Origin of the sequence: Pseudonocardia sp. TRM90224 (assembly GCF_021245725.1) — a bacterium.
Taxonomy (GTDB): Bacteria; Actinomycetota; Actinomycetes; order Mycobacteriales; family Pseudonocardiaceae; genus Pseudonocardia.
This window is the reverse complement of record NZ_JAJGSX010000023.1, coordinates 49,808-71,976: the sequence shown is the minus strand read 5'-3', so window position 1 is coordinate 71,976 and position 22,169 is coordinate 49,808. Positions and strand designations below refer to the sequence as shown.

Here is a 22,169-nt window from a genome sequence, read left to right as displayed (position 1 = left end):
GCAGGAAAGCCACTTTCCTGCCCTGTGAGGGCCGGAAAGTGGCTTTCCTGCCCTCGCGTATCCGAGCCGGCAGCAGTTCGGGTGCGGTCCCTACGCCGAGATCGAACCCAGCTCCGGCCACCCGTCCTCGCTCGACCAGCTGATCCGCTGGAGCGCGAGGTGGGCGCCGCCGCCGATCGCGGGGTCGTAGAAGTGGTAGGCGATGATGCCGTCGGAGACCGACTGGCCACCGGGGCCGTACTGCTCGCCCTCGGTCGCGACGAGGATCGTGCCGCCGCCTTCCAGCATGCTGACGCCGTCGCGGTCGACGTACGGGCCGGTGACGTTCTTCGAGCGCCCGACGGCGACCTTGTAGTCGCTCTGGGTGCCCTGGCAGCACTGCCCCCACGACGTGAACAGGTAGTACCAGCCGTCGTGCTGTTCGATCACCGCCGCCTCGATCGCGTTCGGCGCGGTCTTGCGGTCGGCGATGTGCAGCAGCTCGGTGCCGGCGGCGGGCTTGCCCGACGGCCATTCCAGCTGCACCATCCGGATCCCGCTCCAGTACGAGCCGAACGCCATCCACGGCGTGCCGTCCTCGTCCTCGACCACGCCGGCGTCGATCGCGTTGTAGTTGCTGTTGGCGTTGGAGCTGATGACCTCACCCTTGTCGACCCACTCGTAGCTCGGGTCGGACGGGTCGAGCGTCTTGTTGGTGGCCAGCCCGATCACCGATGTGTTGTGGCCGAACGTCGACGCCGCGTAATACATGTAGTACGTGCCGTTGTGCTCGAACACGTCCGGTGCCCACAGGTTGTTCACGCCTGGCACCGCTTCCTTGATCCACTCCGGGATCGACTTCCAGATCGTGCCGGCGTACTCCCAGTGCTTCCCGTTGGTCGAGGTGCGGACCTGGATCGTGCCGCCGCCGGGGAGGTCGGGGTTGCCGGTGGAGAAGACGTACCAGCCCTTGCCGTTCTCGCCCGCTACGAGTTCGGGGTCGTGAGCGCCGAGGTCGCCGGTGAGCTTCCACGGCCCGTCACCCTGGGCGGGGGCCGCTACGGCCGGTGTCGAGAACACCACTGTCGTGAACAGCAACGCGACGGTGGTGAACAGCAGCGGTGCAATGCGCACGGTGTCATCCGTCCTGGCCGGCGGCGGGGGATGATCAGCAGCCTAGGCCCGAACGAGTGGCGAATGCAGTGATCCACCCGTTCGGGCATGCGTGCTGCCGAGATCTTCGGTCGCGCGCAGAATGCTTGCGTGTCGGCTACGCGAGCGCCCGGACCTGCGGAGATCCGCCGTGCGCTGGCCGAGTGCATGACGCTCGGGGACGTCGACGACGCCATGGGATGGCCGCAGGGAACGGCGCGTCGCCGCCGGTGGCGCGCACCGGAGCGGGGTGGCCTGCCACCGTCGGACGCCGAGCTCGGCGGGGTGGCGATCTGGTTCAGGGCGACGATCGAAGGGTGGCGCGCGAACCCGCCACGGCGTGCGGTGCCCGCACCGCGCCCGCCGGAGCCTGCATCGGAACCGGAGCCCGCGCAACCGGAGATCACCGTGCCGGAGAATTCGGAGGAGGCCGAGACCCCGCAGCCGGAGACCCCGCAGCCGGAGACCCTGCAGCCGGAGACCCTGCAGCCGGAGACCCTGCAGCCGGAGACCCTGCAGCCGTCGGACGAGCCCGAGCCCGTCGCCGACTCCGGGGCCGATTCCGGCGCCGAATCTGGCGCCGATTCCGGGGCCGTTGCCGCCGCCCGCGTCGTGACGTCGGGGTTCGAGCTCGAGCTCGACCAGCAGGTCCTGGTCGAGGTGCGTGGACGCTGGCTGCTCGCCAGGGTGCTGCACCGCGCCCGCAACACCGTCGTCGTCGGCTACAGCCTGTCGAGCGGGCCGCTGGGGGAGCGTCAGCAGCGGATCTCCGTGGCGCACCTGCGGGTGCCTCCAGGCTGACCTGCTGTTCACCTGCGCGGAGGCAGCACGCAGAACTCGTTGCCCTCGGGGTCGCCGAGCAGCACCCAAGGGAGGTCCGGCTCGTCCGCGACGACGTTGGCGCCGAGCTCGACGAGGCGGGCGACCTCGGTGGCCTGCGTGCCCGTTTCGGGAGTGATGTCGAGGTGCACCCGGTTCTTGGTCGCTTTGGGCTCCCGGACGGGTTGGAAGAGCAGGTCGGCGCCGACGTCGGGGGAGATCTGGACGTAGCGGGTGCCGCGGGCGTCGCTCCACGTCCGCGCCGGGCCGGTGCCGAGCGCCGCGCTCCAGAACGCCGCGCAGCGGTCGGTGTCGTGACAATCGATCGCCACCGCGATCACGTAGCTCGCCATGCCTCGGGCTACCCGCGCACCCGCGGGTGTCACCCGTCCGGTTTGTTGGTCCGTCCGGGCGTGCGGGGTAGTCCGGATGCACCAGTGCTGCGAGGGACCGGAGGTACGGCGATGGGAAGAGGAGACGCCGACGTGCCTGCCACCGTCGCCGACCTCACCAGGGCGCTCGCGGCCGTCCGGTGCCGCGTGTGGCGCCTCGCGATCGACGTGGCGGAGGCCGAGCAGTCCGCGCGGGAGGCCGCCGAACAGTTGCGCGGCCCAGCGACCGTCGAGCGGCCGTGCACCTGGCGGGCCGCGCTGCAGGCCGCTGCCTGCGTCGTGGGCGGGGCAGGCGCTGTCCTCGGCCTCCTCGGGCTCGCGTTGATCGGGTTCGTGACGTTCCTCCCGGGCCCGTTCGCGGTGCTCCCGCCGGCCGGGGCGCTGGTGCTGCTGGGCTGGGCGGTCCGCACGGAGCAGGCGGCGCGGATCGCGGCCCGCGTCCGCACCACCGAGGACGTCGTCCGGGCGACCCGCGCGCTGCGGTCTGCGACGGCAGCCGCCCGCGGCGCCCGCGCGGAGCTGCGGGCGGCGGAGCGGCTGGTCGAGCAGTACCGCGTTCGGCGCGACGCGGTGCGCGCGGAGCTGCGTCGCGGTGCGGAAATCGGCCGGCCATCGCCACCCCGGGACTCGGCGGGCGGCACGGCGGTGGCTGCCTGACGTCCGGGGTACCCCGACGGGTGCGCATCGAGAGCAGCGTCGTGGTGATCACCGGCGCGACCAGCGGGATCGGACGGGCAACGGCCTCGGCCCTGGCGCGGGCCGGGGCCCGGCTCGTGCTCGTCGCCAGGGACGGCGACGGGCTGGTGGAGGTCGCCGCCCAGTGCGCCCAGCACGGCCACCGGCCCGAGGTGGTGGCGGTCGACGTGGTGGACGCCGACGCCGTCGACGGTGTGGCCGAGCGGGCGGTGCAGCTGCACGGCCGCCTCGACGCGTGGGTCAACGCCGCGTCGGTGATGGTGTTCGGGGCGTTCCAGGACATCCCGCTGGCCGACATCCGACGGGTGCTCGACGTCAACCTGATGGGCTACGTCCACGGGTGCCGAGCCGCGCTGCCCCGCATGATCGGTCAGGGTGGCGGGATCATCGTGAACGTCTCTTCGATCCTCGGTGTCGTCGCGGCACCGTACAGCTCGGCCTACACGATGGCGAAGTTCGCCGTGCGCGGGCTGGGGCTGGGGCTGCGCCAGGAGCTGCGGCTGTCGGGCGCACGAGGGGTGCACGTCTGCACCGTGCTGCCCGCGGCGATCGACACGCCGATCTTCGCCAACGCCGCCAACCACTCGGGCCGTTCCGCGCGGGCCATCCCGCCCGTCTACACGCCGGAGCGGGTGGCCGCGACGATCACAGGTGTGCTGCGCAGGCCACGCCGGGAGGTGATCGCAGGTGGTGTGCTCGGGAGGCTGTTCGTCTGGCAGCACCGGGTCTGGCCGGCGTCTGCGGAACGCCTGCTCGCCGAGGACATGGATCGGCTCTGCCTCTCCCGCACCGAACCGGCCGACCCGACGTCGGGCAACCTCTACCGCCCCGCCCCTGGACGCGTTCACGGCGGCTGGCGCGGCGCCGCCCGCGAGCGGCTCCGCGGGACCGGCGCGCTGCTGGCCGTCGCCGCCGCGGCGGCACTGGTCAGGCGGCGGGTCGGAGCAAGGTCTTGATCATGCCGTCCGACCGGGCCTGGAACGTGGCGTAGGCCTCGGGGGCGGCTTCGAGCGGGAGGTGGTGGGTGGCGAACGACTCCGTGCCCAGCGGGTCGTCGTCGGTCAGCAGCGGCAGGATCTCCGGCACCCACCGCAGCACGTTGGCCTGCCCCATGCGCAGCTGGATCTGCTTGTCGAAGATCGTCAGCATCGGCATCGGGTCGGCCATGCCGCCGTAGACGCCCGAGAGCGAGATCGTCCCGCCCCTGCGCACCAGCTCGATCGCCGAGTACAGGGCGTTGAGCCGGTCGGTGCCCGCGGTCTGCATGAGCTTCGCCGCGACGGCGCCCGGCAGGTAGGAGGTCAGCTGGTGGGCGAGCTTCCCGATCGGGGAACCGTGCGCCTCCATGCCGACCGCGTCGATCACGGAGTCCGCGCCGCGCCCGCCTGTCAGGCCGCGCACGACGTCCACGAGGTCCTTGCCGTGCTCGGTCAGGTCGATGGTGGTGACACCGTGCGCGCGGGCCCGCTCCAGCCGTTCCGGGACGAGGTCGACACCGATCACGTTGTCGGTGCCGCGGTGCTGCGCGACCCGGGTCGACATGTCGCCGATCGGCCCCAGGCCGAGCACGAGCAGGCTGCCGCCCGGCGGCACCGCGGCGTACTCGACGGCCTGCCACGCCGTGGGCAGTACGTCGGACAGGTAGACGAAGCGGTCGTCCGGTGGCCCCTCCGGCACCTTGATCGGCAAGGTGTTGCCGAACGGGACCCGCAGCAGCTCCGCCTGCCCGCCCGGCACCTGCCCGTACAGCTTCGTGTAGCCGAACAGGGCGGCGCCCTTGCCCTGCTCGCGCACCTGCGTCGTCTCGCACTGGGAATGCAGGCCGCTGCCGCACATGAAGCACGTTCCGCACGAGACGTTGAACGGCACCACCACCCGGTCGCCGGGCCGCAGCTGCGTGACCCCGGCACCGACCTCCTCCACGACGCCCATCGGTTCGTGCCCGAGGATGTCGCCCTCGTCGAGGAACGGACCCAGCACCTCGTAGAGGTGCAGGTCGGAGCCGCAGATCCCGGTCGACGTCACCCGGACGATCACGTCCGTCGGCTCGCTGACGACCGGGTCGGGCACCGTGTCGACCCGGACGTCACGCTTGCCGTGCCATGTCACCGCTCGCATCTGCCGTCTCCTCCGATTGCGTGGACGTCAGGCTTCCCCGCCGGTGGGGTCCGAAACGCCGGGCTCTACGAGCCACCGGTGTCGGACACCGTGGAGCGCACGGACTCGACGGCCTGCTGAGCCGGCTCCCGCAGCTCGGCGGCCACGTCGCCGGCGGCCTTCGCGACCGGTTGCGCGAGCGCCCCCGCCTTGTCGCCCGCCGCGGCCGCCACCTGCCGCTCGCGTGTGGTCGAGGGCAGCAATGACGAGAGCAGCAACCCGGTGCCGAAGGCGATGAGACCCGCGGCGAGCGGGTTGCCACGGGCCTGTTCGCGGATCGCGGGAGCGCTGCCGATCGTCTGTGCCGTGCCCATGACGGCGTCCTTCGCGGTGTCCGTCCACCGCTTGACGACCCTGCTCGGCGTGACCTTCCCCGCCAACGCGTCGACGTCGTTGCTCAGCGCCGAACGGGTGCGTTCGATGTCGCCCCGGATGCGTTCGGGGTCGTCGGTGCTGGTCATCGTGCTCCTCCTGGCGGGTTCAGCCGGGTGTTGCCGGTTCGGACGGCGCGGAGCCGGGCGCGACCGGCTGCGTAGAGCAGCGTGGCGGCGCCGGTCCAGAGCACCGCGACGGTGAGCGCGGCCCAGCCCGGGTGCATCACGCTCGCCAGCGCCGCCCACACGGCGAGCGACAGGAACAGCACGGCGAAGCCGGCCGCGGCGCCCGCGCCGGTCAACGCGCCCGCGGCCCTGCCGGTGCGCGCCGCCTCCTGCTTCAACTCGGCACGGGCGAGCGCCAGCTCCTGCCGCACGAGCGTGGAGAGGTCGCGTGCGACGTTCCCGATCAGGTCGCCGACGGCCGCGACGTCGGGCACATCCTCCCGTGCGGCGTGCCGTGCGGACGGGGGAGTGGTCACGACGCCCCCACCGGACGGGCGGCCTCCGGGTGGGCAGGCTCGTGCTGGTCGGGGACGTGCTGGTCGGGGACATATTGCGGCGCCGAGCGTTCGAGCTCCTCGACGTACTCGCCGACCGTGGTGGCCTCGCTCTCCGCAGGGCTGCCCGCTGTCGTGGGGTCGCCGGGCTGGGGGATCGGCTGGTTCGGCTCGACGCCCGGGGGTGTCGAGCCGGGCGGGTAGCTGGGCGCGGGTGGCTGGTCCGGACCCGGCGAAGGCGGCCCGGGAGGCGGCCCGGGAGGCGGCCCAGGAGTCGGCCCAGGAGCCGGCCCGGGAGTCGGAGCCGGCGGTGCCGGAGCTGGCGGCGCCGGTTCGGTCGGTGCCGGTTCGTTCGGGGCGGGCGGGTCCGGCGTCGGCTGGTTCGGAACCGGTTCGTTCGGCGCAGGCGGCTGGTCGGGCTGCTCGTCCGTCGAAGTTCCCGTGCGCTGTGCGTCGAACACGCCTCGCGTGAGCCGGCCCGCGAGCACGCCGGCAACCGCGGCGCCGAGCAGGAACGTCCCGGGGCGCCGGCGGGCGAAGGCGCGCGCCTCATCGAGGAGCTGACCCGGTTCGCGCTCGCCGATCCAGTCGGCCACACCCTCCATCCGGGTCGCGGCCTGCTCCGCCAGATCGGCGACGGCGCTGCGCTCCTCGGGATGCCCGGCCATGCGATGCAGCTCGCCCGCGAGGCCACGAAGGCCGCCGGCGGCCTGCTGGAAGCCGTTGCCGACCTGCTGGCCGACCTGCTCCCGCGCGGCGCTCAGCAGATCGCCGGCCTGGTTGCGCGCCTCCTGCGCCACCTCGCCGACCTTCTCGCCCACCTGGGACGTGGACTGCTCCTCCGCCATGACGCAGCTCCTCCACCTCGTCGTGCTCCACCTCACCGCGGTGATCCGGTGGTCCGGGCCGCACCAGCGCGTACCCGACCGTCGGCCGTCGACCACACCTCCAGGCGCAAACCACCGGATCCGGGGACGCTGCGCGTCCGGCCGAACACTCAGCGCATGCGGGGAGGCGCGGGTGCGGCTAGCGTCCGGCCCGTGGAGGTCCGCGCGGTGGAGCAGCGATGACAGGTCCGAGCGCGCCCCCCGAGCAGGGATTCCTGCGCAGGCTGACGCTCACGACGGCGTGGGGTGAAGGCCTCGACGGGTACGACCTCGGCATCCTGAGCGTCACGCTGCCGCTGATCGGGGCCGGCATGGGTTTGTCGCCGCTGTGGGCGGGACTGATCGGGGCGTCCTCGCTGATCGGGATCTTCCTCGGTTCCCCGATCGTCGGGTACCTCACCGACCGGTTCGGCCGGCGAACGCTGTTCCTGGTCGACATCGCCGCGTTCGTCGTGCTGGGCGTGCTGCAGGCGCTGGTGACCGAGCCGTGGCAGCTCTTCGTCGTGCGGCTGCTGCTGGGCGTCGCGATCGGCGCCGAGTACGCGATCGGCGCGGCGATGCTCGCGGAGTTCGCGCCGAGCCGTGGCCGCGGGCGGCGCCTGTCGAAGCTGCTCGTCTACTGGTACTTCGGCTACCTCGCGGCCGTCGTCGCGGCGTACGCCCTGATGGATCTCGCCGGCTGGAGCTGGCGGTGGGTGCTGCTCACCGGCGCGCTGCCCGCTCTGGTGGTGCTGGTCCTGCGCTACGGGCTGCCGGAGTCGCCGCGCTGGCTGGTGCAGCAAGGCCGGGCGGCGGAAGCCCGCGCGATCATCGAGCGCCACCTCGGCGACGACACCCTCTTCCGCGCCGAGCAGTACGAGTCGGAGCGCAGCGGTGGCGGATGGACTCGGCTGTTCGCGCCGGAGCTGCGCCTGCGCACGGTGTTCGTCTGCACGTTCTGGGCGTGCCTCGTCGCGCCCTACTTCGCGATCTTCACGTTCGCCCCGCAGGTCTTCGAGGCGCTGGGGCTCGCCGACACCAGGGCGAGCACGATCGCGGCGAACGCGATCGCTGCGATCGGTGCGGTGGTCGGCATGCTCACGATCGAGCGGGTGGGGCGCCGCAAGCAGCTGATCGGCCCGTTCTGGATCATGGCGGCCGCGCTGGTCGTCGTCGGGCTGTGGAGCGGCGCTCCGGCGATCGTCGTCGTGCTCTGCTTCGCGTTCTTCTCCTTCTTCAACGCACTTTCCGGCAACCTGACGGCGGTCTACCCCATCGAGGTGTTCCCGACATCGGTGCGGTCCAGCGGTGTCGGGGTCGCGTCGGCGTTCAGCCGGATCGGGGCGGCCGTCGGCACGTTCCTGCTGCCGGTCGGCATCTCGACCATCGGGATCGGCGGCTCGATGATGATCGGCGCCGCCCTCTGCGTGGTGGGTGCGGTGGTGTCGCAGGCACTCGCGCCGGAGACCACCGGTCAGACGCTGACCCGCACGTCCGCCCCGGTCTGAGGGCCGGGGCGGAACGATCAGGCGGTGAGCGCGGACGCTAGCGTGGGGTGCAGCTCGACGACCTGGTCGAGCCCGGTGACTTCGAGCGGTCTGGTGACGGTGTGGGTGGCGGCGACGACTCTGACCGGGACCGACACCGACGCCGCGGCGGTGGAGATGACAGCGAGCCCGGCCGAGCCGAGGAACGTCACGCCGGTCAGGTCGAGCACGAGGAGTCGGTCGGTGGCCACGGGTGCGGCGGCCACGGCGCTGCTGAGCTCGGGAGCGGTGAGCGCGTCGACCTCGCCGGTCACGGTGATCACGGCGGCGGCACCGGAACGGGTCACGGCGAGCCGCATCATCTGCGCGGCGAACGCGTCGTCGGAATGATCAGGCACAGCGCCACCGTAGTGGTCCGGGCCGTCCCGGTGATCATCCGAACGGTGGCAATCGCACACCGCCAACCGCCCCACCCGGCCTACGGGACCGCAGAAGTCGGGGTGGGGGCGCGGTGGTGATCTTCGTGGTCGCACTGGTGGCCGTGGCGCTCGGCAGCGTCGCGCAGACCGTCGCGGGGTTCGGGTTCGCGCTGATCTGCGGGCCGTTGCTGATCACCGTGCTGGGCCAGTCGGACGGCCTGCGCCTCGTGATCACGCTGGCGACCCTGGTGAGCGTGGCGATGCTGGTGCCGACGTGGCGGCAGGCGAGCCTGCGCAACGGGTTGCTGCTCGCGGCTCCGGGGATCGTGCTCACCCCCGGCCTCGCGTGGCTCATGCAGGGTCTCGACCGGAGCGTGCTGACGGTCGCGGCCGGCGCCACGACGCTGCTCGCCGCCGGCGCGCTGGCTGTCGGGCTGAGCCTGCAGTGGCTGCGCGGCACGAAGGGGGTGCTGGTGGCCGGCGCCACGAGCGGGGCGATGAACGTGCTCGGCGGCATGTCCGGCCCGGTCGCGGCGCTCTATGCGGTCAACGCGCGCTGGCCCGCAGAAACCGTCCGGCCGACCCTGCAGGTCTTCGGGATCGCGCTCAACCTGGTCGCGCTGGCATCCGTCGGCGGCCCGCTGCTCGACGGCGGCGCGATGGCCGCGCTGGCTGCGGGATGGGCGATCGGGATGCTCGTCGCACGGCGGTTGCCGCCGGCGCGCATGCGGCAGATCGTGCTTGCGCTGGCGGCGTTGGGCGGGATGATCGCCGTCGTCCGTGGCCTCACCGCCTGATCGCACATGAACGCGGAGGTGGAAGTGGCTGAACCGGTGAGCGCACCCGCGCGGCTGCGCGCGTTGCTGGCAGGTGAGGCGCCGTTGGTCGCGCCCGGTGCCTACGACGGGCTCTCGGCACGGCTGGTCGAGCAGGCCGGGTTCGATGCCGTCTACATGACGGGGTTCGGGGCGAGCGCGAGCCTGCTGGGCCGGCCCGACGTCGGCCTGCTCGCGGGCTCGGAGATGGCCGACAACGCCCGGCGCATCGTCGCCGCCGTCGACGTCCCGGTGATCGCCGACGCCGACACCGGCTACGGGAACGCGATCAACGTGCTGCGCACGGTTGCGCTCTACGAGCAGGCGGGCGTGGCTGCGCTGCAGCTGGAGGACCAGGTCACGCCCAAGAAGTGCGGGCACATGAGCGGCAAAGAGTTGATCACTCGCGCCGAGATGGTCGGCAAGGTCGAGGCCGCCGTCGCCGCCCGCCGCGACCCCGAGCTGGTGATCATCGCCCGCACCGACGCCGTCGCCGTGGAAGGGCTGGACGCCGCGCTGGACCGGGCCCGCGCCTACGCGGACGCCGGCGCCGACCTGCTCTTCGTCGAGGCGCCGGTGAGCGAGGACGAGATCGCGCGCATCGCGAGGGAACTGCGCGGGGTGGCGCCGCTGGTGTTCAACTGGGCAGAGGGCGGGCGCACGCCGCCGCTGTCGCTCGCCCGGATCACCGAGCTGGGGTTCGCGCTGGTCACCCCGGGATTGGGGAGGGCAGGAAAGCCACTTTCCTGCCCTGTGAGGGCCGGAAAGTGGCTTTCCTGCCCTCGCGTGCGCAACGCACACACATCCCGACCGGCCGTCACGGCCCGGGTCGGGCCGCGGGGTTGGTCGTGCACAGGTTCGCCACCCCGTGCACAGGTTCGAACTTGTGCACGAAGGCATCAACCTGTGCACGTGCGCCCTACGGCCGCTGTCCGTGCATCCCAGGTGCACACGGGATCGGTGCGGGACGCACACGTTGCCGGGAAAGCCACGTTCCCGGCCCCACACGCCGGGAAAGTGGCTTTCCCGGCGTGTGGCCCGCCCGCCGGGCCGGGAAGCGAACGAACGGCACTTTCGTCCAATAGGTATGGACGAAAGTGCCGTTCATTCACCGCCCGCGGCCGGCCCGGGGGCCATGGCGGACTCCTGGCAACCCTCCGGAGCTGCCACGCATCACGTGTCGTCGTCGGAGGCCGCTGGCATCGCGCCGGCGGCGGGTGGTTCCTCCAGGCCGGTGTCGGCGGTGTTGCCGGGCTCGCCCGTGATCGTCGCTTGGCGGAGGAGGTCGGCGGTGAAACCTTCCTTCACCTCATCGTCGCCGTTCTGCCGGGCGTCGTCCGGCTCGCTCGCCTGGCCTTCGCGTTCGTCCATGCGCCGGGGTTCCCCGTCCGGCGCCGGCGCACGCGCGGCCCCGGCGCACTGGCAGCAGCTCAGCGCAGTGCGATCCCGAGCGCGCCGGCTCTGACGTGGTCGAGCGCGCGCTTCACCGCCCCGATCGCGACTACGTCGCCACCCAGCTCGGACGTGCGCACCTGGGGGTAGGGCGCCGCGAGGTAGTGGGGGAGGTCGTGCGCGATCCGGTCGGCGATGGGTTGTGCCGACTCCGCGACCCGCCCGGCGAGTACCACCTGTTCGGTGTCGACGATGCTGGCGAGCGTCGCCACGACCTTCGCCATCCGGACCCCGATGCGATCGATCACCGCAGCGGCGAGCTCGTCGCCCGCCGCCGCTGCGGCGAAGACGGCCTCGGACTCGACCGCGTCGACCGCCTGCAGCGACGACTCCGCCCCAGGTGCGGCAAGCGCCTCGCGGGCCCACTCCCGGGCCAGCTCGCCGATCCCGGCCGGCCCGCCGACGCCCTCGACGAGCGTGAGGTAGTGCATCTCGCCGGCGCCGCCGCGCGCACCGCGCAGCAGCTGCCCGTCGTGGACGATGCCGGCGCCGAGCCGTTCGCCGGCCAGCAGGGTGATGTGGTTGCGCAGCCCTCGGCCGTGTCCCTGCCACCCTTCGCCGAGCGCGGCGAGGTTCGCGTCGTTGTCGACGATCGCCGGCCAGCCGAACGCGCTGCTCAGGTGCCCGGCCACGTCGGGGTTGACCAGCTCCCAGTACCAGTGGCCGTGGTAGCTGACCCGCCCGTCGCTGTCGACCGGCGCGGGCACACCGACGACGGCGGCCAGCACCCGCGGCGCACCGGCCTCGTCGACGACGTGGCGGACGGCCTCCCGGATGATGTCGAGCCGCAGCTCCGGTGTCGGCAGCGTGCAGGCCGTGGACCGCGATTCGGCGGCGAGCAGCGTGCCTCGCAGGTCGGTGAGCCGGACCCGGACGCGGTGCTCGCCGGCGTCGATCCCGAGCACGGTGCCGGCGTGGGGGTCGAAGCCGTAGCGGCGCGCCGGGCGTCCCTTCCGGTACTCGCCGTGCACACGCTGGTTCTCGGCCTCACGCGCCCAGCCGAGATCGATGAGCTCCTCGCAGACGTCGTGGACGGTCGCGCGCGACAGTCCGGTCGCGACCATGAGGTCCGTGCCGGTCAGCGGCTCGGGGCTGTCCCACAGGTGGTCGAGCACGACCCGCGCGTTGGCGTCGCGTGCCGTCCGCGACGACGAAACCGCTCCTGTCATGTCCCTTGACCTCTCCGCCAGCCCCGGCCTACTTTAGCGCAAGGCCTATATTTAGGGCCTCAACAAAACTAGTCGGGGGTGTTCATGTCGGACTCGTGGTGGCGGCAGGCGGTCGTCTACCAGATCTATCCACGCAGCTTCGCCGACGCGAACGGCGACGGGATCGGTGATCTCCGCGGGATCACCAGCAGGGTCGAGCACCTGCGTGACCTGGGCGTCGACGCGGTCTGGTTGAGCCCGTTCTACCCGTCGGCACTGGCCGACGGCGGGTACGACGTCGACGACTACCGCGACGTCGACCCCAAGCTCGGCACGCTCGCCGACTTCGACGAGATGCAGGCCGCGCTGCACGCTGCCGGCATCAAGCTGATCGTCGACATCGTGCCCAACCACTCGTCGAACCGGCACGAGTGGTTCCGAGCGGCGCTCGCGGCAGGGCCCGGCTCGCCGGAGCGCGAGCGGTACGTGTTCCGCCGCGGCGGCGGTCCGAACGGCGAGGAGCCGCCGAGCGACTGGGTGGGGTACTTCGGCGGGCCGACGTGGGAGCCGGTCGGCGACGGCGACTGGTACCTGCACCTCTTCGCGCCCGAGCAGCCCGACTTCAACTGGGCCAACGACGAGGTGCGCGCCGACTTCCTGCGCACCCTGCGGTTCTGGTCGGACCGGGGTGTCGACGGCTTCCGAGTGGACGTCGCAACGGCGCTGGTCAAGGACATGTCGCTGCCGCTGCCGACGCAGGCGGAGCTGGACGCCGAGGACGTCGTGCCGGGGACGCACCGGCTGCACGACCGCGACGAGCTCTCGGAGGTCTACGCCGAGTGGCGCGCGGTGTTCGACTCGTACGACCCGCCACGCATGGCGGTCGCCGAGGCGTGGGTGCCGGCGGACCGCATCAAGCGCTACACCTCCCCGGACAGCCTCGGCCAGGCGTTCAACTTCGACCTGCTGCAGGCGCAGTGGGACGCCGCGGCGTTCCGCGCGATCATCGAGGAACACCGCCGGCTCGACCTGGCGTCGGGCAGCTCATCGACCTGGGTGCTGTCCAACCACGACGTCATCCGCCACCGCTCCCGCTACGGGCTGCCGCCCGGCACCGACGAGACCGCCTGGCTGCGCTCGGGCGGGCAGGACCCGGCTCCCGACCTCGAGCGAGGGCTGCGTCGGGCCCGCGCGGCGACGCTGCTGCTGCTCGCGCTGCCCGGTTCCACCTACCTCTACCAGGGCGAGGAGCTCGGCCTGCCGGAGGTGGCCGACATACCGGTCGGGGCGCGCCAGGACCCGGTCTGGGCCATCTCGGGCGGCGACGTCAAGGGGCGCGACGGCTGCCGCGTCCCGCTGCCATGGGAGGCGACCGGCCCGTCGTTCGGGTTCGGTGCCGGCCCGGCCCACCTGCCGCAGCCGGGCTGGTTCGCCGGGCTCGCGGTGGCGACGCAGTCCGACGACGAAGAGTCGACGCTGTCGTTCTACCGGGAGGCGATCCGGGCGCGCCGGCGCCTGCAGACCGCCGAGTCCGTGGAGATCACCGACAGCGCCGGGGACGACGGCGACACCGTCCTGCAGTTCGCCCGCCCCAACGGCTGGACGTCGATCACCAACTTCGGCACCGAGGCCGTCGAGCTGCCGGCCGGCCGGGTCGTGATCAGCTCCGGGCCCGTCGAGGACGGCAAGCTGCCGGGCGAGACGACGGTGTGGCTGGTGGCGGCCGAGGGGTAGGGCGCGGCTGGTGGCCCACGAAGCGGTCGGCCACCTGCCCCGGGGGTGCAGGTGAGGGCAGGAAAGCCACTTTCCTGCCCTCACAGGGCCTGAAAGTGGCTTTCCTGCCCTCGCGTGCGCAACGCACACATCCCAGCCCCAGCACGGCCCCGCGGATGCGTGCGCAAGGCACTCCCGACCGCCCGGCGGGCCCGGCCGCGCCCAGCACGGACTCACATCCCTCGCGGCGGCCCGGAGGGTCATGGCGGACTTTCCTGACGCCCACCTCGGACTGCCGGGCGGCCTCGCGGCGTAGGTTCGCGCGGATGGACGAGGAAGAGGCGGGGGTCTACCGGGGCCTCACCGACTACGGCGACCGGGAGTTCTCCCGCTACCTGCGCCGCACGTTCCTGCACGCCACGGGGCGCTCGCCGGAGTCGTTGGAGCGGCCGGTGATCGGGATCGCGACGTCGGCGAGCGACTTCAACCCGTGCCACCGCGCTCAGCCGGAGCTGGTGGAGTCGGTTGTCCGCGGGGTCACGGCGGCGGGCGGGCTCCCGATGCGGTTCCCGACCATCTCGCTCGGCGAGGGCTTCCTCGACCCGACGGCGATGATGTTCCGCAACCTCATGGCACTGGACGTCGAGGAGATGGTGCGGGCCCAGCCGATGGACGCGGTGGTGCTCGTCGGCGGCTGCGACAAGACCGTCCCGGCGCAGCTGATGGGCGCGTTCTCGGCGAGCCGCCCGGCGATCCAGCTCGTTGCCGGGCCGATGTCGACGGGCCGCCACCACGGCGAACGGCTCGGCGCCTGCACCGACTGCCGCCGGTTCTGGGCGCGCTACCGCGGCGGCGACGTCGACGCTGCGCAGATCGCCGAGGTGGAGCGCAACCTCGCCACGACGGCCGGCACCTGCGCGGTGATGGGCACGGCCAGCACCATGGCGTGCCTCGTCGAGGTGCTGGGGATGGCGCTGCCGGGCAGCGCGACGGCACCCGCCGTGCACGCCGACCGCCTGCGGATCGCCGAGGCGACCGGCGCGGCCGCGGTGGAGATCGCCGCGGCCGGTCGGACCCCGGCGCAGGTCGTGACGCCGGCGTCGGTGCGCAACGCGTTGCGGGTGCTGCTCGCGATCGGCGGCTCGACGAACGCGCTGATCCACCTCACCGCGGCGGCCGGCCGGCTCGGGATCACGATCGACCCCGACGAGCTGAACGCGCTCAGCGCGACCACGCCGGTGCTCGTCGAGCTGAAGCCGACCGGCGAGCACTACATGGAGGACCTGCACGCGTCCGGCGGGCTGCCCGCGGTGCTGCACGAGCTGCGCGACCTGCTGGATCTCTCGGCGCCGACCGTCACGGGCGAGACGCTCGGCGAAACGCTGGGTGCGGGTCCCGGCTGGGTCGACCGGTCCGTCGTCCGCACGCGGGCCGAGCCGGCCAGGGCCACCGGCGGGCTGGTGTGGCTGCGCGGGTCGCTGGCCCCGGGCGGCGCGCTGATCAAGCGGTCCGCGGCCGACCCGGCGCTGTTCGAGACGACCGGCCGGGCTGTCGTGTTCACGTCGCTGGCCGACCTCGCGGCCCGCGTCGACGACCCCGACCTCGACGTCGAGCCGTCGGACGTGCTCGTGCTGCAGCACGCCGGACCGCGCGGCGCGGGCATGCCGGAGGCCGGCTACCTGCCGATCCCGGCGAAGCTGGCGCGGGCGGGGGTGCGGGACATGGTCCGGATCTCCGACGCGCGGATGAGCGGCACGGCGTACGGCACGATCGTCCTGCACGTCACGCCGGAGGCCGCCGACGGCGGCCCGCTCGCGCTCGTGCGCAACGGCGACCGGATCCGGCTCTCGGTGCGCGATTCCCGGCTCGACCTGCTCGTCGACGACGCCGAGCTGGAGCGCCGCCGCGCCGCGCTGCCGCCGCCCGCGGCCGGTCCCGCCACGGGCTACCGGCGGCTGTTCCACCAGCACGTCACCGGTGCCGACCAAGGCTGCGACCTGGACTTCTGCATCCCGCAGCGCTGACCTGCGCGCATCGTCGACATCGGACCCAGGGTGCGGGAAAACCGGCAGCGCCGCGCCCGGCCGCCCGGGTAGCGTCGTCCTCCGCATGAATGGGGGACGTGTGCACAAGCAGTCGTTGACGGCCCGGCGGTTGGCCGGGCCGGGTTCGACGTTGGCGCTCGTCGCCCTCGTCGTCTCCGCCGCCGCGGAGACCGTGGGAGCCGTCGTCGCAGGGCAGGTGGCCGCGGTGCCGACCGCCGCGCTGATCGGCGTGCTCGCGGTGCTGCTGCTGGGTTCGAGCGTTCTGGAGTCGGCGGGCCGCGTCTGGTTCTCCGCGATCGTGGGCAAGGCGGAGGGGCGGCTGCGCTCCGACCTGCTCGACGCCGCGCTGCACCAGCCGCTGCGGGTGCTCGACGACCAGGCCGTCGGTGAGGTGCTCGACCGCGTCGACGACGACACCCGGCAGGTCGGTCACCTGCTGCGGCGCACCGGTTGGGAGCTGGGCCGGGGCGTCGTGCGCTCCGTGCTGGCCTGGGTGGCCGGCGGCCTGACCTGGTGGCCGGCGTGGTTCGCGTTCCCGCTGGTCGCGTTCGTCGCGTGGGCGGTCGTGCGGCGGCTCACCCCGGTCGTCGCCTCGTTGAAGCACGACGAGGAAGCGGCGTGGTCGGACCACTCGGCGCAGCTCGAGGAGGTCATCGCCGGGCGCGACGACGTGCGCTCCTCGCTGGGCCAGCCGCACGTCGTGCGCCAGTTCGCGGTGCGCGCCGCCGAGGTGCTGCGCAGGGTGCGGGCCACCTGCACCGCGTCCACCAAGGTCGGCAGGCGCACCGGGCTGGTGATGAACGGGATGCTCGCCGCGCTCGCCGTCGGCGGCGTCGCGATCGTGGGGGCCGGCGCGTTGGGGGTGGCGGAGCTGGTGACGCTCTGGCTGCTGGTGACCACGTTCGCCGGGCAGCTCAGCAACGTGACCAACCGCCTGCCTGAGGTGCAGGCCGGTATCGGGGCGATGACCCGCATCCGTTCGATGCTCGACGCCGAGCAGGAGCCGGAGGGCGGGGCCGCCGTGCCCGCCGGTCCGGCCGCGGTGGAGTTCCGCGACGTGACGTTCGGTTACCCCGGCGGGTTCACCCTGCAGTCGATCGCGGTGACCGTCCCGGCCGGCACGACGTGCGCGCTGGTGGGGCGCACCGGAGGCGGGAAGTCGACGCTCGCGAAGCTCGTGTCGCGGGCGGTCGAGCCGCCGCCGGGCACGGTGTTCGTCGGCGGTCAGGACGTCACCAGCACCGACATGGACGACCTGCGCCGCGCGGTCGGCGTCGTCACCCAGCGCACGGAGATGCTGGCGGCGACGCTCGCCGAGAACATCACGCTGTTCGCCGACGTCCCCGCGGGCGCGGTGGAACGGGCCGTCGAGGCGCTCGGGCTGAGCGACTGGGTGGCGTCGCTCCCCGACGGTCTCGACACCCGGCTCGGCGTGGAAGGCACGACCCTCTCGGCCGGCGAGGAGCAGCTCGTCGCGTTCGCGCGGCTGCTGGTGCGCGACGTAGCGGTCGTCGTGCTCGACGAGGCGACGGCGCGGATGGACCCGCAGACCGAACGCCGGGTGACGCTCGCCGCCGAGCGGCTGCTCGCGGGCCGCACCGGGATCGTCATCGCCCACCGGCTCTCCACCACGCGCCGGTGCGACACCGTCGTCGTGCTCGACCACGGCCGCGTCCTTCAGCAAGGCGACCGGGCCCGGCTCGCGGTCGAGGAGGGCCCGTTCCGCGAGCTGCTCGCCGCGGCCGGCGAGGCCCCGCCGCGGCGGGAGACAGGCTCGCTGGTCAGCCGGGGGGTGCGGCGCGAGCGGCGGCAGCGGCTGGTGCCGCAGACGGTCGCGCTCGCCCGGACGGTGGCGAGGGTGTGCTTCATCCGCCCGCGGTGGGGCCTGGCCGGCGCACTCGGTTTCCTCGCCGCGTCGCTGCTGGGCGCGTACGGCGCCGTCACCGGCTGGCTGTGGGGTGCTGTCGTGGCCGGCCTGCAGGCCGGGGGCGTGCCGTGGGCCGCGACCGCGGCGCTGGGCGCGAGCCTGCTGCTCGCGCCGATCGTGCTGGCCTTTGCCATCCGCATCTACCCGCAGTGGTGGTCGGAGGTGACGCTGCGGATGCGCCTGTCCGTGCTGCGCGGGCAGACGATGCAGCGCAGGCTGGCGCGCACACCGCCGGGCGAGGTCGTGGGGCGGTCGCTCGACTCCGACCGGTTGATGATGTATGCCGACCGCTGGGTCGACGTCGTCAACGGTGTGGTCGTGGTGCTGGTCGCCGCCCTCGCAGGGCAGAGCCTGCTGGCCGGCGCCGTGATCGGCGGGATGCTCCTGCTCTGCGCCGCGGTATGCGCGATGGGTGCCCCGATCGCCGGGTCGTCCGCGCGCGAGGCCGGCGACGCGCGGGCCGCCTACGGCGGGTCGCTGGTGTCGGTGCTGGAGTCGGCGCGCACCGTCAAGCTCGCCGCGGCCACGGACGCCGCGCAGGCGCACCTCGGGAAGGTCGACGCCGTCCGGGTTGCCGCCTCGATCCGCGAGCAGCGGGTGCGCGTGCTGCTCGACGGAGTGCCGGGGCTGCTCATCCAGCTGGGTGTGGTCCTCACCTGGGCACTGCACCTCGTCGGGACGTGGGACCTCGCCACGGCGCTGCTGGTGACGACGACGCTGAACGGCGCCGGCTGGTTCGGCATGGTCTTCGGCGCCGCCGTGACGGAGGCCCCGGTCGCGCGGCGGTGGCTGCAGGCGATGTCGGATCTCGCCGGCGGCACCGACCTGCTGACCCTCCCGGAGGGCGTCGACCTGCGCACCGGCGCCGCACCCGCGCCGCCGGCCGTCGGCCGGATCCCGCTGAAGCGGCTGCGGCTGGAAGGCGTGTCGGCGGTGCACGACGACGGCACCGTCGGCGCGGAAGGCGTCGACCTCGACGTCGACGCCGGCTCGCTGGTGCTGCTGACCGGGCGGGTCGGGGCCGGCAAGTCGAGCCTGCTCGCGAGCCTCGCCGGGCTCGTCGACCACGAGGGCAGCATCCTCTGGAACGAGGAGGAGATCGACGACCCGCAGCTGTTCCTGCGCCCGGGCCAGGTGGCGTACGTGGCGCAGGTGCCGCGGGTGCTCTCCGGCACCTTCAGCGACAACGTCGCGCTCGACCACGAGCGCAGCCTCGACGAGGCGCTGCAGGACGCCCGGATGGCGACCGACGTCCGCGACGCCGGCGGGCACGGCGCGCTGGTCGGTCACCGCGGCGTCCGGCTCTCCGGTGGGCAGGTGCAGCGCCTCGCGCTGGCCAGGGCGCTGGCGACGGAGGCGGAGCTGCTGATCGCCGACGACGTCTCCTCGGCCCTCGACGCCCGCACCGAGATCGAGCTGTGGGAGGCGCTGCGCGACCGCGGTGTCACCGTCGTCGGGTGCAGCTCCAAGCAGTCGGCGCTGGCGCGCGCCGACACCGTCGTCGTCCTCGAGGGCGGCCGGGTAGCCGAGACGGGCCCGTGGTCGCACCTCGCGGAGCGGTGGGGGCACCTCGCCGGCTGACGGCCGGGCGCGGACGTTGCCAGGAAAGTGGCTTTCCTGTCCTGTGGTGCCAGGAAAGCCACTTTCCTGGCACCCCCGCCGCGAATCCGTGCCGCCTCCTACCGTCGCGCGAGCTCCGTGGCCGCGAACCCGACGGCGGTGAGCGCCACGCCGGCCACGCCCCACGGCCAGTAGATGTGGTCGAACGCGAACGCGAGCGCCCCCACGACGGTGACAACGGCACCGGCCAGCATCCGCAGACCGTGCCGGCGGACCAGCACGGCGAAGGTGAGCACGACGGCGGCGACCCACGTCCAGCGGCCGATCCCGCCGAGGTTGTTGCCGATGGCGAACAGCCGGTCGACCGTGGCGTCGCGGGAGCCCGCCGCGTCGAAGGCGATGCCCGCCGCGATGCCGCTGAGCGTGTCGAGGCCCGTGTAGTAGACCGCGTAGAGGAATGCCGCGACGCGGGCCGCCCAGGCGAGTGGCTCGCGCTCGCCGCGCAGCATCACGAGCAGCCCGACCGCGAGCAGCGGGAAGACGGGCAGCAGCCAGACGTGCATCGTCCACCAGTGGTGCGCGGTGGTCGTGTCGAGCACCATCGGGTGGGTCGTTCCGACGAGCGCGAGCACCAGGGGCGGCAGCGCGACCGGCAGCGCGACCACGATCCCGCCGCCACGATTCGTCACGTCTGTCTGCTCGGCCATCGTCCCCCCTCGCCGGTCCCGCGCGGACCCTACCGGCGCGACCCGTGCGCGAGGATCGCCGGCTGGATCCGGTCGCGGTGAGGGCAGGAAAGCCACTTTCAGGCCCTGTGCGGGCAGGAAAGTGGCTTTCCTGCCCTCGGGAGCCTTCGTACCGTGGGCCGATGATCACGTTTGCCTGGCGTGGGTCGTTCACGAACCCGGAGTTGAACGGGTTGCACGCCGAAGGCTTCGCGCACGAGCCGGCCGACGACGACTGGTGGGGTCGGGTGCACCGGCACAGCCTCGGGTGGGTGTGCGCCCGGGAGGGCGCCGAGCTCGTCGGGTTCGTGAACGTCGCGTGGGACGGGGCGGGGCACGCGTTCGTCCTCGACACCGTGACGGCGGCGGGCGTCCGCAGCATGGGCGTCGGGTCGCGGCTCGTCGAGGTTGCGGCCGAGCAGGCCCGCGAGGCCGGGTGCGACTGGCTCCACGTCGACTTCGAGGAGCACCTGCGGCACTTCTACCTCGACCGGTGCGGGTTCCGCCCCACCGCCGCCGGCCTCATCGCGCTGAACCCGGGGTAGCCGCGGTCAGCGCCGCCGCGCGTCGACCTCGATCTCGATCTTCATGCGCGGGTCGGCCAGCCCGCAGACGAGCATGGTGGCGGCCGGGCGGACGTCGCCGAAGCAGGCGCGCAGCACCGGCCAGCATGGCTCGAAGTCGGTGCGCTCGGGGAGCAGGTAGCGCACGCGCACGACGTCGGCGAACGTGCAGCCCGCCTCCGCCAGCGCCTCGCCGATGTTGCGCAAGCACTGCTCCGCCTGCTCGACGACGTCGTCGGAGATCGTCATCGTCGTGTAGTCGAACCCCGTCGTACCCGAGACGTGCACGTGGTCGCCGTCGACCACCGCCCTCGCGTACCCGATCTGCTCCTCGAACGTCGAGCCGCTGAGGATGGCGCGCCTGTCCGTCACACAGTGACCGTATCCGGCAGCGCACGCGCATATCGCTCGGCGAGCGCGCGGACGTGCTCGACCAGCTCCGGTGGCTCGGCGACGTGGAAGTCGAGCCCGAGCATCCCGATCCAGACGGCGACGATCTCCAGGCTGTCGCCGCCGGTGACGAGCACGCAGCGGTTCTCGTCGACGGTCTCGACGACCCCGACGGTCGGGTTGATCCGGGCGAGCACGTCGGCGGCCGGCGCGTCGACCGCGATCCGGGCGTGCACTGCCCAACCGGTGAACGCCACGTCCCGCAGGACGAACGCCGTGTAGTCGCCGCCCTCCAACGGCTCGGGCCGGAACGGCGCGCCGCCGGGGATGCGCAGCCGCATCCAGTCGGCCCGGAAGGTGCGCCACTCGCGCGTCCGGCGCTCGCGCCCGACGAGGTACCAGCGTTGCTGCCAGCTCACCAGCCGGTAGGGCTCGACCTCGATCGGGTCCGCGTCGCGGTAGGAGAAGCGGATGCCGATGTGGTCGCGGACGGCGAGGGCGAGGTCGGCGAGCAGGTCGGCGTCGACGGGTGGGTCCTCGACGTTCGTGCCGGTGTTGGCCGGGCCGGTCGACGTGCTCTCGTGCAGCGCACGCACCCGCCGCCGAAGCCGCGCAGGCAGCACGTGCTCCAGCTTGGCGAGCGCGTGCACCCTGGCGTCCTCGACGCCGCGTACCGCGGTCGTCGCCGCGGCCTGCAGGCCGACGGCGATGGCGACGGCCTCGTCGTCGTCGAGCAGCAGCGGCGGGAGCTTGCCGTGGTCGCCGAGTCGGTAGCCGCCTGCGGGGCCGCGGACGGTGTCGATCGGGTAGCCGAGCTCGCGCAGCCGCTCGACGTCCTTGCGCACGGTCCGTTCGCCGACGTCGAGCCGGCCGGCGAGGTCGGCGCCGGAGCGGATCCCCGGTGTCTGCAGCAGCGCGAGCAGCGCGAGGAGTCGCGCAGAAGTTTCCAGCAACATGTCTCCAGCGTGCGAAAGTACCGGAACGAACCGT

At 73.2% G+C, this 22,169-nt stretch carries 21 protein-coding genes; 10 read left to right on the top strand and 11 right to left on the bottom strand.

Translation table 11 applies throughout. The annotated features are described in order from the left end of the window. Positions 1 to 90: 90 nt before the first annotated feature. The gene (locus tag LL648_RS27575) at positions 91 to 1,113 is read right to left on the bottom strand and encodes an arabinan endo-1,5-alpha-L-arabinosidase (RefSeq protein WP_232665655.1); all 1,023 of its coding nucleotides are present in this window, start codon (positions 1,111 to 1,113) and stop codon (positions 91 to 93) included. A 129-nt stretch (positions 1,114 to 1,242) separates the two neighbouring features. Between LL648_RS27575 and LL648_RS27570 the strand changes: the two genes are divergently transcribed. Continuing rightward, positions 1,243 to 1,932, top strand: a complete 690-nt coding sequence (locus LL648_RS27570) for a hypothetical protein (protein ID WP_232665654.1) — start codon at positions 1,243 to 1,245, stop codon at positions 1,930 to 1,932. A gap of 8 nt (positions 1,933 to 1,940) precedes the next feature. Here the strand turns inward: LL648_RS27570 and LL648_RS27565 are convergent, their stop codons facing one another. Next, positions 1,941 to 2,303, bottom strand: a complete 363-nt coding sequence (locus LL648_RS27565; protein WP_232665653.1) for a VOC family protein — start codon at positions 2,301 to 2,303, stop codon at positions 1,941 to 1,943. A 132-nt stretch (positions 2,304 to 2,435) separates the two neighbouring features. On the opposite strand from LL648_RS27565, the gene LL648_RS27560 reads away from it, so the two are divergent. Together LL648_RS27560 and LL648_RS27555 are read left to right on the top strand one after the other, a co-directional pair. After that, a complete protein-coding gene (locus tag LL648_RS27560) occupies positions 2,436 to 2,999 on the top strand; it encodes a hypothetical protein (protein ID WP_232665652.1) in 564 nt (187 codons plus the stop codon). A gap of 20 nt (positions 3,000 to 3,019) precedes the next feature. Further along, positions 3,020 to 3,994: an SDR family oxidoreductase gene (locus LL648_RS27555; protein ID WP_232665651.1), complete on the top strand. Its 975-nt coding sequence runs from the start codon at positions 3,020 to 3,022 to the stop codon at positions 3,992 to 3,994. Here LL648_RS27555 and LL648_RS27550 read toward each other — a convergent pair. From LL648_RS27550 to LL648_RS27535, 4 genes are all read right to left on the bottom strand, one after another. Beyond that, complete coding sequence (locus LL648_RS27550; protein WP_232665650.1) at positions 3,966 to 5,156, bottom strand: alcohol dehydrogenase catalytic domain-containing protein; 1,191 nt, start codon at positions 5,154 to 5,156, stop codon at positions 3,966 to 3,968. The two genes, LL648_RS27555 and LL648_RS27550, sit on opposite strands and share 29 nt — an antisense overlap. A gap of 65 nt (positions 5,157 to 5,221) precedes the next feature. Beyond that, entirely contained in the window at positions 5,222 to 5,656 is a 435-nt protein-coding gene (locus LL648_RS27545; protein ID WP_232665649.1) for a DUF3618 domain-containing protein, read from the bottom strand. Next, positions 5,653 to 6,051 carry a phage holin family protein gene (locus LL648_RS27540; protein ID WP_232665648.1) on the bottom strand — a complete coding sequence of 133 codons (399 nt, stop codon included), beginning with the start codon at positions 6,049 to 6,051 and terminating at the stop codon, positions 5,653 to 5,655. Before LL648_RS27540 ends, LL648_RS27545 begins: the two co-directional genes overlap by 4 nt. Beyond that, positions 6,048 to 6,917, bottom strand: a complete 870-nt coding sequence (locus LL648_RS27535; protein ID WP_232665647.1) for a hypothetical protein — start codon at positions 6,915 to 6,917, stop codon at positions 6,048 to 6,050. The genes LL648_RS27540 and LL648_RS27535 overlap by 4 nt, the downstream gene beginning before the upstream one ends. 218 nt (positions 6,918 to 7,135) lie before the next feature. Between LL648_RS27535 and LL648_RS27530 the strand changes: the two genes are divergently transcribed. After that, positions 7,136 to 8,443 (top strand): MFS transporter, encoded by a 1,308-nt coding sequence (locus tag LL648_RS27530; protein WP_232665646.1) that lies wholly within the window; start codon positions 7,136 to 7,138, stop codon positions 8,441 to 8,443. Positions 8,444 to 8,460: 17 nt separating this feature from the next. Here the strand turns inward: LL648_RS27530 and LL648_RS27525 are convergent, their stop codons facing one another. Then, entirely contained in the window at positions 8,461 to 8,820 is a 360-nt protein-coding gene (locus LL648_RS27525) for an STAS domain-containing protein (RefSeq protein WP_232665645.1), read from the bottom strand. A gap of 113 nt (positions 8,821 to 8,933) precedes the next feature. Between LL648_RS27525 and LL648_RS27520 the strand changes: the two genes are divergently transcribed. After that, positions 8,934 to 9,638 carry a TSUP family transporter gene (locus LL648_RS27520; RefSeq protein WP_232665644.1) on the top strand — a complete coding sequence of 235 codons (705 nt, stop codon included), beginning with the start codon at positions 8,934 to 8,936 and terminating at the stop codon, positions 9,636 to 9,638. Between the two features lie 24 nt (positions 9,639 to 9,662). Further along, on the top strand, positions 9,663 to 11,198 hold the full coding sequence (locus LL648_RS27515) for an isocitrate lyase/PEP mutase family protein (protein ID WP_232665643.1): 1,536 nt from the start codon (positions 9,663 to 9,665) through the stop codon (positions 11,196 to 11,198). Here the strand turns inward: LL648_RS27515 and LL648_RS27510 are convergent. After that, entirely contained in the window at positions 11,087 to 12,277 is a 1,191-nt protein-coding gene (locus LL648_RS27510) for an ROK family transcriptional regulator (RefSeq protein ID WP_232665642.1), read from the bottom strand. The two genes, LL648_RS27515 and LL648_RS27510, sit on opposite strands and share 112 nt — an antisense overlap. Positions 12,278 to 12,361: 84 nt before the next feature. Here LL648_RS27510 and LL648_RS27505 point away from each other — a divergent pair, with 84 nt between their 5' ends. The 3 genes from LL648_RS27505 to LL648_RS27495 all read left to right on the top strand — a co-directional run bounded on the left by LL648_RS27505 (position 12,362) and on the right by LL648_RS27495 (position 19,522). After that, positions 12,362 to 13,990 (top strand): glycoside hydrolase family 13 protein, encoded by a 1,629-nt coding sequence (locus tag LL648_RS27505; protein ID WP_232665641.1) that lies wholly within the window; start codon positions 12,362 to 12,364, stop codon positions 13,988 to 13,990. A gap of 305 nt (positions 13,991 to 14,295) precedes the next feature. Then, the gene (locus tag LL648_RS27500) at positions 14,296 to 15,993 is read left to right on the top strand and encodes a dihydroxy-acid dehydratase (RefSeq protein ID WP_232665640.1); all 1,698 of its coding nucleotides are present in this window, start codon (positions 14,296 to 14,298) and stop codon (positions 15,991 to 15,993) included. Positions 15,994 to 16,078: 85 nt separating this feature from the next. Further along, on the top strand, positions 16,079 to 19,522 hold the full coding sequence (locus LL648_RS27495; RefSeq protein WP_232665639.1) for an ATP-binding cassette domain-containing protein: 3,444 nt from the start codon (positions 16,079 to 16,081) through the stop codon (positions 19,520 to 19,522). Between the two features lie 98 nt (positions 19,523 to 19,620). On the opposite strand, the gene LL648_RS27490 is transcribed toward LL648_RS27495, so the two are convergent. Further along, positions 19,621 to 20,208 carry a hypothetical protein gene (locus LL648_RS27490; RefSeq protein ID WP_232665638.1) on the bottom strand — a complete coding sequence of 196 codons (588 nt, stop codon included), beginning with the start codon at positions 20,206 to 20,208 and terminating at the stop codon, positions 19,621 to 19,623. A 161-nt stretch (positions 20,209 to 20,369) separates the two neighbouring features. Between LL648_RS27490 and LL648_RS27485 the strand changes: the two genes are divergently transcribed. Further along, positions 20,370 to 20,771, top strand: coding sequence for a GNAT family N-acetyltransferase (locus LL648_RS27485; RefSeq protein WP_232665637.1), 402 nt, complete (start codon positions 20,370 to 20,372; stop codon positions 20,769 to 20,771). A gap of 6 nt (positions 20,772 to 20,777) precedes the next feature. Here LL648_RS27485 and LL648_RS27480 read toward each other — a convergent pair whose 3' ends face one another. Both LL648_RS27480 and LL648_RS27475 read right to left on the bottom strand, forming a co-directional pair. Beyond that, entirely contained in the window at positions 20,778 to 21,161 is a 384-nt protein-coding gene (locus LL648_RS27480) for a RidA family protein (protein ID WP_232665636.1), read from the bottom strand. Continuing rightward, on the bottom strand, positions 21,158 to 22,132 hold the full coding sequence (locus LL648_RS27475) for a helix-turn-helix transcriptional regulator (RefSeq protein WP_232665715.1): 975 nt from the start codon (positions 22,130 to 22,132) through the stop codon (positions 21,158 to 21,160). Before LL648_RS27475 ends, LL648_RS27480 begins: the two co-directional genes overlap by 4 nt. Between the last annotated feature and the right edge of the window lie 37 nt (positions 22,133 to 22,169).